Here is an 11,017-nt window from a genome sequence, read left to right on the forward strand (position 1 = left end):
GACGCAGAACGGTGAAAGCCCCTCCGAGGAGGGGCTTTCACCGTGTTACTGCTGGTGGGCGATACTGGGTTTGAACCAGTGACCTCTTCCGTGTCAAGGAAGCGCGCTCCCACTGCGCCAATCGCCCGTGCTGTCGTGCTGTACTACGAGGTGGAGACGGGATTTGAACCCGTGTACACGGCTTTGCAGGCCGTTGCCTCGCCTCTCGGCCACTCCACCGTGGTGACGCCTTGCGGCGGTTCTCCGAGCGGATGACGAGATTCGAACTCGCGACCCTCACCTTGGCAAGGTGATGCGCTACCAGCTGCGCTACATCCGCTTGTCAGTTTCGCCCGCCTTCCGGCGTGCTTGCCCAACGGATGAGAACTTTAGCCGGTCCGGCGAGGTCTTGACAAACCGGGGTCCCCCGGCGCGTCACGCCGCCGGGCTGGCGGCCAGCCCGGTGCAGCGTGCGGCCTGTGTGAGCCGGCCCTGTACGGCGGTCAGCGCGGCTCCGGTGACGGGCTTGGGCTGGCCGTTGGCCGATACGACACCGGGGGTGAATTTCCGGGTTTTGACCTTCCCGTCCTTGATCGTCACGGTCAGCAGGCCGGTGTCGGTGCTCTTGGAGGTGGAGTACCAGAGGAAGTTGCCCAGGCCGTAGTGCACGTAGGCGCCGCCCAGGAAGCCGTCGGCGAGCAGCACGTGGGCGTGGGTGCCGATGATCAGGTCGGCGCCGGCCTCGGACAGGGCCTTGGCGATGCCCTTCTGGTCGCCGTTGGGGCAGCCCTGGCCCTCGGTGCCCCAGTGCATGAAGGCGATCACCACGTCGGCCTGTTCGCGGGCCTGCTTGACGGCGGCCACGGACAGCTTGCGGTCGAACGCCATGGCGATGCCGGGGCGGGTGGCGGTGGGCTTCCACTGCTCCTTGAGCTCGTGGACCTGGGACAGGCCGACGACGGCCAGCCGGACGCCCTTGACGGTGACCAGGTGCGGGGCGTACGCCTCGGTGGTGTCGTGCCCCGCGCCGACGATCGGCATCCCGGCGGCCTTGGCGGAGTCGAGGGTGTCGAGCAGGCCGACCTGGCCGTAGTCGAGGGTGTGGTTGTTGGCGATGGAGACCAGGTCGATCCCGGCGGCCTGGATCGCGGCGTACGCCGTGGTCGGCGCGCGGAAGTGGAACTCCTTCGGCTGCGGGGTGCCCCGGTCGGTGACCGCCGTCTCCAGGTTGACCATGGCGAAGTCGGCGGCGCGCAGCTGCTCGGCGTAGGGGCCGAAGGCGGTGTCGGGGTTCTGCAGCAGCGGCAGGGTGCGGCCGGTGAAGTGCACGTCGCCGGCGAACGCCAGGGTGATCTCCTCGGCCGGTGCCGCGCTGCTGGGCGCGGCGCTGTCGGCGGGCGCGGGCACCGGGGGTGTGCCCGCGGGCTGCCGCCAGACGGCGGGCTCCTCGGCCGAGCAGGCCGCCAGGGCCGCGACGAGGGCGAGGGCCAGGGTGAGACGCGCGGCGAAGGGGGCGCGGGGGGAGGTCACGGCACGAGGGTACGGGCAGGTGAGGGCGTTTCGCATCACCGTCTCGACCGGGTTCTCGGCGTCCGGGGGATACCCGGTGGCGGGGCCGCCGGGCGACCCGCTAAAGTTCTCTCCTGTCAGGCAGTGAGCCGCAAGGCCAGCTGAACGACATGCGGATGTAGCGCAGCTGGTAGCGCATCACCTTGCCAAGGTGAGGGTCGCGAGTTCGAATCTCGTCATCCGCTCTCTTGCACCACGATCGCCGGGACCCTACGGGTCACCGGCGATTCGTCTTTCCGGGGTCGGCTCAGCCGGGTGGGGTTTCGCCGCGCAGGTAGGTCGCGGGGACCTCGTCGGTGAGCCAGACGCCGTTGGCGCTGCGGTAGAAGGCGTGGCCGTCGGCGGCCATCGCGGCGGCGTCGACGATCAGGATCACGGGTGCGCCGTGGCGGCTGCCGACGTTGTGGGCGGTGCCGGGGTCGCCGGACAGGTGCACGTGGTGGCGGCTGCCGCGGTGCACCCCGGCGGCCATGATCGAGTCGAGGTTGCGGCGGGCGGTGCCGTGGTAGAGCCGTTCGGGCGGGGTGACGGGGGTCAGCCCGAGGTCGACCTGCACGGAGTGGCCCTGGCTGGCCCGGATGCGGTCGCCGTCGATGGCGAAGCGCTGCTTGTCGTTGTCGGCGACGACGGCGTCCAGGGTGGCGCGGCTGATGCCTTTGCCGTGGGCGCGCATCGCGGCCAGCAGGGTGTCGATCGGCACCCAGCCGTCGGGGCCGAGGGTGACGCCGATGGTGTCGGGGCGGTGGCGCAGCACGTACGCCAGCTGCTTGCTTATCTTCTTCACGTCCATGTCGGGGCTCACGTTAGCGGCGCGTGCGTGTTCCGTCGATCGAATAGGTCGTGCGGGGACCCCTCCGCGGGGCCGGTCCGGCGCGTGTACGAGGCGGAGGTGGCGATGTCCGACGCCGAGTCGTTCCACGAGTACGCCCGCTCCCGGCTGCCGATGCTGGCCCGGGTGGCGTACCTGCTCACCGGCGACCCGTTCCTGGCCGACGACCTGGTGCAGCTGACGCTGCTGCGGCTGGCGTCGCGCTGGGAGCAGGTGTCCGCGGCGCGGGAGCCGGACGCGTACGTGCGCCGCATCCTCTACACCCAGCACGTGTCCTGGTGGCGGCGGGTGCGGCGGGAGGCGCTGCCGGTCGCGGTGCTGCCGGAGCGGGCCGCGCCGGACTTCTCGGGCGACACGGCGACCGCGCTGGCGGTGCGTGAGGCGCTGGCTCGGCTGGCGCCGCGGCAGCGGGCGGTCCTGGTGCTGCGCTACTTCGAGGACCTGAGCGAGACGGAGACGGCCGCGGTGCTGGGTGTCGCGGTCGGCACGGTGAAGAGCCAGACCAGGGATGCGCTGGCGCGGCTGCGGGTGATCGCCCCGGAGCTGTCGGGGTCGCTGGCGGAGGTGAACCGGTGAGCGAGACGTTGCGGGAGGCGCTGCGGCGGGCCGCGGAGTCCGCGCCCGCGCCGCGGCTGGGCGAGCAGCTGTGGCGGCGGGGCCGCCGCCGGCGGCGGGTGCGCCGGGCGGCGGCGCTGGCCGGGGTGCTGTTGGTGGCCGGGCTGGCGACGCTGCCCGGGCTGGTCACAGGCGGCGTGGGGCTGCAACCGGCCGACGGCCCCGCGCCCGGGGCGCTGGGGCGGCCGTATCCGTGGCAGCTGAGCTACGAGCAGGACCTGAACGGGCCGGTGGTCGCGGCGTTCCTCGACCCGGACACCGTCTACCTGGAGTCGACCGGGGTGCTGGTCGGCCGCGACGGCTCGTACCGGCTGTTTCCGAAGAACCCGGGCGAGGAGTTCGGCTTCGTCTCGCCGGACGGCCGCTACCTGGCGCGCTGGTCCGAGATCGTGGACCTGGTCACCGGGCGCAGCATCCCGACCGTGGACCGGGCCTGGCCGCTGGCGTGGTCGCGGGATGGGCAGCGGCTGCTGCTGGTGGTCGACCGCGACGACGGCTTCATCTCCTACGGCCCGAACGGCGAGAGCGACCCCTCGCATCCGGACGACATCGGCTATTACGACCTGGCCACCGGCACGACGAAGATGCTGCTGACCGTCGACGCGGACACCCCCGCGGGCGCGTTCTCGCCGGACGGGCAGCGCATCGCGATCACGGTCGGCAAGGGCGACGGCCCGCAGGCGCTGACCATCATCGACATCGCCACCGGGACGCCAAATCTCCTGCCGGAGCTGACGGACGGGCAGCGGCTGGCCGGGGAGGCGGCGTGGACGCCGGACGGCCGCTCGGTGGTGCTGGTGGCCGCGGACGGGTGCGGCTGGACGGGCTGCGAGACGTGGCCGGACAGCCTGCGGGGCTGGCGGATGCAGTACGTCGACCCGGTCACCGGCAAGGTCACCGATGAGGCGGCGGCCGCACGCCGGGGGCTGCCTGGCGGGCTCGTGGGCTGGCGGGACGGTGAGCCGGTCTTCGTCGACCACGAGGGCTATCCGGAGCAGGCCGAGAAGCTGGTGGCGGCCAGGGCGGACGGTTCGGCGCGGGTGTTGCTGACGCTGGCCGCTGGCGCGGGTGGGCTGAATGTGCCACGGGACATCATCGAGCACGGGACGTTCGACAGCCGGGCCGCGAATCCGCTGGCCGTGCAGCCGTGGGCGGTGGTGTGCCTGCTGGCCTGCCTGGCGCCGCCGGTGCTGTTGGTGGTGCTGCTGCGCCGCCGCAGGCGGGCCGTACGGGCGCTGCCAGGCTCAGGGGTAGGGCAGGGTGCGGGGGCCGACGATCTGCGCGCCGAGGGCGGTGACGCGGTCGCGTAGGCCGCGGTCGGCGGTGGCCACGACGACGGCGGGGCGCTGCGCGGTCTCGTGGCGCACGAGGTCGACGATCGCGTCGTCGCCGCTGTGGGGCGCGGCGAGCACCCGCACCTCGGGCGTGTCCGCCACGCCGCGGGCCGCGCCCTCGACGACGAGCACGACGTCGAGCGGGCCGGGCAGCCGCGGCAGCCCGGTGCCGGTCAGCCGGGCGACGGCGTCGCGCAGCCGGGTGGCGGCGCCCTGGCGGTCGCGCCACCAGCCGTCGGGCACGGAGCCGACGACGTTGGCGGCGTCGACGACGAGCAGCGGGCGGGGCGCGGGTGCGGTCACAGTGCCAGTTTCATACCCAGGTGCGTCCCCTCGAAGCCCAGGCCCTCGTAGAAGCGGTGCGCGTCGGTCCGGGACCTGTCCGTGGTGAGCTGCACCAGGCCGCAGCCCTCGGCACGGGCGCGATCGATCGCCCACTGGACCAGTTGCCGGCCGGTGCCGTGGCCGCGCTGGTCGGCGCGTACCCGCACGGCCTCGATCAGGGCGCGGCGCATGCCGCGGCGGCTGAGCCCCGGGATGACGGTGAGCTGCAGGGTGCCGACGACCTCGCCGCCGCGTTCGGCGACGGCCAGCAGTTGCTGCGGGTCCGCGTCGAGCTGGGCGAAGGCCTGGGCGTACGCGGGGTCGGCCGGGTCGCCCTCGCGGGTCGCGCCGAGCGGGTCGTCGGCGAGCATCGCGACGATGGCGGGCACGTCGGCGAGCACGGCACGGCGGATCTCAAGATCACTCACAAGGCGCGACGGTAGCAGAATCCTGACGCTGTGTGGACCGACCGTGGCGCAGGCCCTCTACGCTGGCGCGCATGGAACGTATCTCTCGTGTTTGGGCCGCCGTCGTCACCGGTTTCCTCGCCACCGTGCTCATCCCCGCGACCGCGTGGGCGGAGGAGACGGGCGTCGCCGACATCGTGCGCAAGAAGAAGAGCAGCTTCGGCTTCGGCAGCATCTTCGGACTGCTGTGCTGCCTGGTCGTGGTCGCGATCATCGTCGGCGTCGTGCTCCTGGTGATGCGCAGCCGCAAGAAGTGACGCGAAGACGCCGGCGGGCGCGCGCGGGGCGCGCCCACCGGCGTCTGTCGTGGCAGGTCAGGCCGGGACGGAGCTGCGGACCATGGTCAGCACGTGCTCGACCAGCGTGATCAGCACGTTCTTCACCGACATCCGGTCGCGGGCGTCGGTGAGCAGCACCGGCACGTGGCCGTCGACGTCCAGCGCCTCGCGCACCTGCTCCGCGGTGTAGCGCTGGTCGTTGTCGAAGCAGTTCACCGCGATGACGAACGGCGTGTTGCGCTGCTCGAAGTAGTCGATCGCGGCGAACGAGTCGGCCAGCCGGCGGGTGTCGGCCAGCACCACCGCGCCCAGCGCGCCCGTGGCCAGCTCGTCCCACAGGAACCAGAACCGGTTCTGCCCGGGGGTGCCGAACAGGTACAGCACCAGGCTCGGATTGATGGTGATCCGGCCGAAGTCCATCGCCACCGTCGTGGTGGTCTTGGTGGCGACCCCGGTGGTGTCGTCGGTGCCGACCCCCGCGGTGGTCAGCACCTCCTCGGTCCGCAGTGGAGCGATCTCACTCACCGCGCCGACCAGGGTCGTCTTGCCGGCGCCGAAGCCTCCGGCGACCAGGATCTTGAGCGCCTGGGGGACCGGCGCGGTGTCAGAGCGCACGGAGTCCATGGATCACCGCCTGCAGGGTTTCGACGTTGGGGAGATGGTCAGTGGCCGGGGGATCGTAACGGGAGATCAGCCCGTCCGAAAGCAGATCACATAGCAGCACGCGAACCACACCCAGGGGCAGGTCCACGCGCGAGGCCACCTCGGCCACCGCGCGCGGCTCCTGGGTCAGCGCCAGGATCGCCTGGTGCTCCGGGCTGGGGGTGTCCGCGGCCAGCGTCGCCGTGGCCACCAGGTAGGTGATCAGATCGAAGTCGACGGTGACGGGACGGACCCGGCCACCGGTGACCATGTAGGGACGCACCACGGGCCCGGCCTCGTGGTCCCACCAGGCCGGGCCTTCCTCGACACCGTCGAGCGGGTCAGTGGACATCGGTGCCCGTCCGGGACGGTGTGGCCAGATGCGTGCCCACCCGGGTCGCCAGCATGGCCATCTCGTAGGCGAGGATGCCGAGGTCGCTGTCGGGGTCGGCCAGCACCGCCAGGCAGGAGCCCTGCCCGGCCGTGCTCACCAGCAGGAACGCCTCCTCCATCTCGACGATGGTCTGGCGCACCTGGCCGCCCTTGAAGCGCTGGCCGGTGGCGGTGGCGAGACTGGAGAACCCCGACGCGATCGCCGCGAGATGCTCGGCGTCGTCGCGGGACAGGCCACTGGAGACTCCGGTGAGCAACCCGTCGACAGAGAGCACGACGGCGCAGCGGGCCTGTGGCACCCGCGCGAGCAGGTCGTCGAGCAGCCAGTCGGTCGCGGGTCGGGTCGTCGTCGGTACCACGTCAGGCACGTCCTTCCAGGGTGGAGCTGTCTTCCATACCGGCGCTGTCTTGCGGGGTCTGTGCTGTGGCGGGTGCGTCCCCGTTCGCGGTGCTCTCGGTGGTGGCCTTCGCGCGCCCGCGCACGGTACCCGACTGGAACGCGGACATCATCGTCCGGACCTGGTCGGCGCTGCGCTGGCGGGGGACCGCGGCGGGTTCTGCGGAGCCGAGCGAGACCGTGGTCTCCTCGTCAGCGGAGGCGACCGGCGTGTCGGCGGCCGGCTTACGCACCCGCTTGGGCAGCACGGTGGTGGTCTCGTCGCCGCCGGCGCCCAGGTCGACGGTCTGCTCCTCGACGGGGGCGGCGGGCGCCGCCTCGACGGCGCGGGGTGCCCGCGGGGCGAAGATGCCCAGCGGCTCGCCCTTGTCGGTCGGGTCGGTCAGGGCCAGCTCGGCCGGGATGAGCACGACGGCCGTGATGCCGCCGTACGACGACGGGCGAAGCCGCACGGTGATGCCCTGCCGGGCCGCCAGCCGGGCGACCACCAGCAGGCCCAGGCGGGCGCTGCTGGCGGGGTCGAACGCGGGCGGCTCGGCGAGCTTGCTGTTGGCCTCGATCAGCTCGCTGTCGCTCATGCCCAGGCCGCGGTCCTCCACGTGCACGGCCAGGCCGTTGCCGACCTGCTCGGCGAAGACCCGGACCCGGGTGTGCGGCGGGGCGAACGAGGTCGAGTTCTCCAGCAGCTCGGCCAGCAGGTGGATGATGTCGCCGACGGCCCGGCCCACGATCTTCACGTCGGGCAGGCGGTCGATGGTGACCCGCTGGTAGTCCTCGATCTCGGAGGTCGCGCCGCGCACCACGTCGATGACCGGCACCGGGTGCCGCCAGCCGCGCCCGGGAGCCGCGCCGGCGAGGATCACCAGCGCCTCCGCGTGGCGGCGCATGCGGGTGGCCATGTGGTCGAGCCGGAACAGGTCCTCCAGCTCCTGCGGCTCGGTGGTGCGCCGCTCCATCCGGTCCAGCAGGGTGAGCTGGCGGTGCAGCAGCGCCTGCGAGCGGCGGGCGATGTTGAGGAAGACCTCGCTGATGCCGCGGCGCAGCACGGCCTCGTCGACGGCGGCGCGCACCGCGGTGCGCTGCACCGCGCCGAAGGCGTGGCCGACCTGGCCGACCTCGTCGGTGCCGACGGCGACGAGCGGCACGTCGGTCAGCGAGGGGTCGTTGACCAGCGCGCCGGGCTGGCGCAGCGCGGCGATGGCGCGGGGCAGGCGCTCGTGGGCGACCTCAAGGGCGGAGACCCGCAGGCGCTCCAGGCGCCGGACCACGGAGCGGCCGGTGCGCAGGGCCAGCACCAGGGAGATCGCCGCGCACAGCAGGCCCAGCAGGGCGGCCACGATGGTCTGCGCGAAGGCCGCGATCCCCAGCTCGTTGGCCAGGTCGGAGGTGGCCGCCGCGGCTGCGCCCTCGGTGGCGTCCATCTGCTGGTAGATGGCGTCGTTGGCGCTGCGCCACGTGGCGGCGTCGACCAGCACCTTGCCCGGGCGGGAGGTGCTGAGCGTCTCCTCCATGGCGAACAGGGTGCTGTAGGTGTCGCTGAGGAAGATCTGCTGGTAGCGCTCGCGGTGCGGGGAGGGCAGGGCGGCGACGGCCTCGTCGTGCACCTGGCGCCGGGCGCCGATGGCGCGCAGCAGGTGGCCCTGCTCGGCCAGGGTCAGCTTGCCGTCGGTGACCGCGCCGGTGATCACGGCGTCCTCGCGGGCGAGCAGCTCACGGGCCCGGCTGATGGCGAAGATGCTGTGGGCCAGCGCGGCGAGGTCGGGGTCGGCCAGCTTCGTCATCGGCGTGAACGCCTGGTAGAGCGTGTCGATGATGTCGGAGTAGCGGCGCACCACGATGCTGGCGTCGATCTTGCCGGCGTCCACGTCGGTGCGCAGCTCGGGCAGCCCGGCCAGCATGCCGAGGAAGGCGTCGACCTGCTTGAGCTGGTCGGGGGGCAGGTCGTCGCGCAGCTTGCTCTCGGCGAGTCGGGTGTGGAACTGCTGCTGGCGCTCGTCGGTGGCGCGTCGCTGCTCGGCCAGCACGGGCGAGCCGGGCTTCTCGGCGACCGAGATGCGCCGCTCCTTCTGCATCTCGACCATCATGCGCTCGCCGTATGCGCCGAAGACCTGTTCGTAGTCGCGGGCGGCGAGAAGGTTGAGCGCATCGCCCGCGCTGACGGCCACCCCGAAAACGGAGAGGCCGGTGATGGCAACCAATGGCACCACTGCCAGGGTCATGATCTTGGCGCGAATGCTCCAGCCACGGTTTCTCACACTGACCACGTCCAAGGTACGGCTCACCGCGACGTCAGCATCGTGATCCGGGGGCCAACCGGTGCACGAAGCGGAACCATGACACGCCACAGGTCGCTATCTGACAATGCCTCCGGGCAGTGAACCTAGTCGGCTCTGGGGGTTCCTGTCCACTGCGGTGAATCTCCATTGTGGACAAGGTCACTTAAGGCGATGGAGTGCTTGCGCTGGGTGTACGGGCTTGGCACGCTCATGGGCCGCCCGGCACACTGTCGCACGGCAGCGGCGTCATACTTGGAGGGTCATCGATGGGCGACATCGTCACCGTGGTCTCGGCGGCACTGTCCGTGCTCGGCGCGATTGTCGCCGGCGTCATGACCACCTGGTCGGCCCGCCGCAACGCCATGTTCGAGCACCGGCTGGCCGCCGAACGCCACGAGGCCAGCAAGGCCGAACAGGCCCAGGAGGTCATCAGCCGGTATCGCGAGCCGCTGCTGCTGGCCGCGTTCAACCTGCAGTCCCGCCTGCACAACGCCGTCGGCGGCACCTACCTGGCCGAATACCTCAACCACGAGGACGAGGACGAGCGGCGCTACGCCCGCGACTACACCGTCTACGTGCTGGCCGACTACCTGTGCTGGGTCGAGATCATCCGCCGCGACCTGCGCTTCCTGGACCTGGGCGACGAGGACAGCAACCGCACCTTCAACCGGCACCTGACGCTGGTCGGCACGGCGTTCTCGTCGCTGACGCTGCCGGGCACGCACTTCCGGCTGTTCAAGGGCCAGCAGCGGGCCATCGGCGAGCTGCTCATCGAGACCGCCAACGGCCGTGCCGACAGCATGACCTACCCGGCGTTCTGCGCCCGGCTGGATCAGAGCCTGGAGTTCCGCCGCTGGTTCCGCCGGCTGCTCGACGACGTCGCCGAGATCGTGGCGCACGACCGCGCGGGCAACGAGCGGCTGCTGCGCGCCCAGCACGCCCTGATCGACCTCATCGACTTCCTGGACCCGGCCCGCACCCGCCTGCCCGACGACCGCGCCAAACTGGTCGAGACCGCGCCGGCGGGCCAGGCGCAGAACACCCAGGCCGCGCCCGCGGTGCTCTGAGCCTGCCCCGATCGCGCCGGTCAGCCCGTCTGCGCGAGGGCCTCGCGCAGGAAGTCTTCGAACTGCTTCGGTGTGGAGAGCATCGGGAAGTGGTCGGCCTCGGCGACGACGGTGAGGCTCGCGCCGGGCGCCTGGGCGGCCAGCCGCCGGGCCCACAGCGCGGTGCCCTCGAAGTCGCGCCCGCCCACCAGCACGCTGATCGGCGTCGCGATCTCGGCAAACCGGGTCTTGACCGGCGGATCCAGCTCGACGCCGTGGTACTGCGCCAGGGTGATCCGATGTGTGTTCGCCACCTCCAGGCCGATCATCCTGCGCCGGTGGTACGTGTCGAGCGCGGGCGCCCACGCGTCGACGCCCACCTCGGCCGCGGCACGCACCCCCGCCTCGGCCAGCACGCCGTCGATCTGGGCGAACCTGTCCAGCATCACCTGCCGGGCCGCGGCTTCCTGCGGGCTCGGATCAGGGAAGTCGCCGAACGAGCCGCTCACCGCGACGACCCGGCGGACCCGCTCCGGGTGCCGGTGCGCGAACCCGAGCGCACGCCGCGCCCCCTCGGAGGAGCCGACCAGGACCGCCGACGACACGCCTACGGCGTCCAGCACCGCCGCGATGTCGTCGAGCTCGCTGAACGGCGCCGTGCCCGGCGAGGACAGGCCCGTGTCGCGGTAGTCGAAGGTCGTCACCCGGGCGATCCGGGCGAGCCACGCGACAGTCGTGTCCCACATGCGCACGTCCGCCGTCCCGGCGTTGAGCAGGAGCACGTCCTGCCCCTGGCCGCGGGTCTCGCGGTACAGATGACCGCCCGGCACGTCCACGAAAGTCTGCAGTTCCCCCATGGCCGCATCGT

At 72.1% G+C, this 11,017-nt stretch carries 13 protein-coding genes and 4 tRNA genes; 5 read left to right on the forward strand and 12 right to left on the reverse strand.

Annotated features, from left to right (window positions below; translation table 11 throughout):
* Nucleotides 1–52 precede the first annotated feature (52 nt).
* The 4 genes from HAV39_RS04400 to HAV39_RS04415 all read right to left on the reverse strand — a co-directional run bounded on the left by HAV39_RS04400 (nucleotide 53) and on the right by HAV39_RS04415 (nucleotide 1,509).
* A tRNA-Val gene (locus HAV39_RS04400) sits at nucleotides 53–127 on the reverse strand.
* Nucleotides 128–148: 21 nt separating this feature from the next.
* A tRNA-Cys gene (locus HAV39_RS04405) sits at nucleotides 149–219 on the reverse strand.
* A 27-nt stretch (nucleotides 220–246) separates the two neighbouring features.
* Nucleotides 247–319: transfer RNA gene (locus HAV39_RS04410), tRNA-Gly, on the reverse strand.
* A gap of 95 nt (nucleotides 320–414) precedes the next feature.
* Entirely contained in the window at nucleotides 415–1,509 is a 1,095-nt protein-coding gene (locus HAV39_RS04415) for a CapA family protein (protein ID WP_239120731.1), read from the reverse strand.
* Between the two features lie 151 nt (nucleotides 1,510–1,660).
* On the opposite strand from HAV39_RS04415, the gene HAV39_RS04420 reads away from it, so the two are divergent.
* A tRNA-Gly gene (locus tag HAV39_RS04420) sits at nucleotides 1,661–1,733 on the forward strand.
* A gap of 62 nt (nucleotides 1,734–1,795) precedes the next feature.
* Here the strand turns inward: HAV39_RS04420 and HAV39_RS04425 are convergent.
* Complete coding sequence (locus HAV39_RS04425; RefSeq protein ID WP_191837854.1) at nucleotides 1,796–2,338, reverse strand: RNA 2'-phosphotransferase; 543 nt, start codon at nucleotides 2,336–2,338, stop codon at nucleotides 1,796–1,798.
* Nucleotides 2,339–2,443: 105 nt separating this feature from the next.
* On the opposite strand from HAV39_RS04425, the gene HAV39_RS04430 reads away from it, so the two are divergent.
* Together HAV39_RS04430 and HAV39_RS04435 are read left to right on the forward strand one after the other, a co-directional pair.
* On the forward strand, nucleotides 2,444–2,953 hold the full coding sequence (locus tag HAV39_RS04430; protein ID WP_191837855.1) for a SigE family RNA polymerase sigma factor: 510 nt from the start codon (nucleotides 2,444–2,446) through the stop codon (nucleotides 2,951–2,953).
* Complete coding sequence (locus HAV39_RS04435; RefSeq protein ID WP_191837856.1) at nucleotides 2,950–4,302, forward strand: TolB family protein; 1,353 nt, start codon at nucleotides 2,950–2,952, stop codon at nucleotides 4,300–4,302. The genes HAV39_RS04430 and HAV39_RS04435 overlap by 4 nt, the downstream gene beginning before the upstream one ends.
* Here the strand turns inward: HAV39_RS04435 and HAV39_RS04440 are convergent.
* Together HAV39_RS04440 and HAV39_RS04445 are read right to left on the reverse strand one after the other, a co-directional pair.
* Entirely contained in the window at nucleotides 4,237–4,629 is a 393-nt protein-coding gene (locus HAV39_RS04440) for an NTP pyrophosphohydrolase (protein ID WP_191837857.1), read from the reverse strand. The two genes, HAV39_RS04435 and HAV39_RS04440, sit on opposite strands and share 66 nt — an antisense overlap.
* The gene (locus HAV39_RS04445; RefSeq protein ID WP_191837858.1) at nucleotides 4,626–5,078 is read right to left on the reverse strand and encodes a GNAT family N-acetyltransferase; all 453 of its coding nucleotides are present in this window, start codon (nucleotides 5,076–5,078) and stop codon (nucleotides 4,626–4,628) included. Before HAV39_RS04445 ends, HAV39_RS04440 begins: the two co-directional genes overlap by 4 nt.
* Before the next feature lie 71 nt (nucleotides 5,079–5,149).
* Here HAV39_RS04445 and HAV39_RS04450 point away from each other — a divergent pair, with 71 nt between their 5' ends.
* Entirely contained in the window at nucleotides 5,150–5,374 is a 225-nt protein-coding gene (locus tag HAV39_RS04450) for a hypothetical protein (protein WP_120318924.1), read from the forward strand.
* A 57-nt stretch (nucleotides 5,375–5,431) separates the two neighbouring features.
* On the opposite strand, the gene HAV39_RS04455 is transcribed toward HAV39_RS04450, so the two are convergent.
* From HAV39_RS04455 to HAV39_RS04470, 4 genes are read right to left on the reverse strand one after another with little or no spacing between them, the layout of a single operon-like run.
* Complete coding sequence (locus HAV39_RS04455; RefSeq protein ID WP_120318925.1) at nucleotides 5,432–6,019, reverse strand: GTP-binding protein; 588 nt, start codon at nucleotides 6,017–6,019, stop codon at nucleotides 5,432–5,434.
* Entirely contained in the window at nucleotides 6,000–6,389 is a 390-nt protein-coding gene (locus HAV39_RS04460) for a DUF742 domain-containing protein (protein ID WP_120318926.1), read from the reverse strand. The genes HAV39_RS04455 and HAV39_RS04460 overlap by 20 nt, the downstream gene beginning before the upstream one ends.
* Complete coding sequence (locus tag HAV39_RS04465) at nucleotides 6,379–6,789, reverse strand: roadblock/LC7 domain-containing protein (RefSeq protein ID WP_120318927.1); 411 nt, start codon at nucleotides 6,787–6,789, stop codon at nucleotides 6,379–6,381. The genes HAV39_RS04460 and HAV39_RS04465 overlap by 11 nt, the downstream gene beginning before the upstream one ends.
* 1 nt (nucleotide 6,790) lies before the next feature.
* Complete coding sequence (locus HAV39_RS04470; protein WP_191837859.1) at nucleotides 6,791–9,031, reverse strand: sensor histidine kinase; 2,241 nt, start codon at nucleotides 9,029–9,031, stop codon at nucleotides 6,791–6,793.
* A 338-nt stretch (nucleotides 9,032–9,369) separates the two neighbouring features.
* Here HAV39_RS04470 and HAV39_RS04475 point away from each other — a divergent pair, with 338 nt between their 5' ends.
* Entirely contained in the window at nucleotides 9,370–10,170 is an 801-nt protein-coding gene (locus HAV39_RS04475; RefSeq protein ID WP_191837860.1) for a hypothetical protein, read from the forward strand.
* A gap of 20 nt (nucleotides 10,171–10,190) precedes the next feature.
* Here the strand turns inward: HAV39_RS04475 and HAV39_RS04480 are convergent, their stop codons facing one another.
* The gene (locus HAV39_RS04480) at nucleotides 10,191–11,006 is read right to left on the reverse strand and encodes an alpha/beta fold hydrolase (RefSeq protein WP_191837861.1); all 816 of its coding nucleotides are present in this window, start codon (nucleotides 11,004–11,006) and stop codon (nucleotides 10,191–10,193) included.
* Nucleotides 11,007–11,017: the final 11 nt, after the last annotated feature.

Origin of the sequence: Catellatospora chokoriensis (assembly GCF_011297315.1) — a bacterium.
In the GTDB taxonomy this organism is placed as follows: Bacteria; Actinomycetota; Actinomycetes; order Mycobacteriales; family Micromonosporaceae; genus Catellatospora; species Catellatospora citrea.

What these genes read in the sequence shown, in the direction of transcription:
- HAV39_RS04425 (WP_191837854.1), bottom strand. Translation starts at nt 2,338, where the DNA reads ATGGACGTGAAGAAGATAAGCAAGCAGCTGGCGTACGTGCTGCGCCAC.
- HAV39_RS04430 (WP_191837855.1), top strand. Translation starts at nt 2,444, where the DNA reads ATGTCCGACGCCGAGTCGTTCCACGAGTACGCCCGCTCCCGGCTGCCG.
- HAV39_RS04450 (WP_120318924.1), top strand. Translation starts at nt 5,150, where the DNA reads ATGGAACGTATCTCTCGTGTTTGGGCCGCCGTCGTCACCGGTTTCCTC.
- HAV39_RS04455 (WP_120318925.1), bottom strand. Translation starts at nt 6,019, where the DNA reads ATGGACTCCGTGCGCTCTGACACCGCGCCGGTCCCCCAGGCGCTCAAG.
- HAV39_RS04460 (WP_120318926.1), bottom strand. Translation starts at nt 6,389, where the DNA reads ATGTCCACTGACCCGCTCGACGGTGTCGAGGAAGGCCCGGCCTGGTGG.
- HAV39_RS04475 (WP_191837860.1), top strand. Translation starts at nt 9,370, where the DNA reads ATGGGCGACATCGTCACCGTGGTCTCGGCGGCACTGTCCGTGCTCGGC.
- HAV39_RS04480 (WP_191837861.1), bottom strand. Translation starts at nt 11,006, where the DNA reads ATGGGGGAACTGCAGACTTTCGTGGACGTGCCGGGCGGTCATCTGTAC.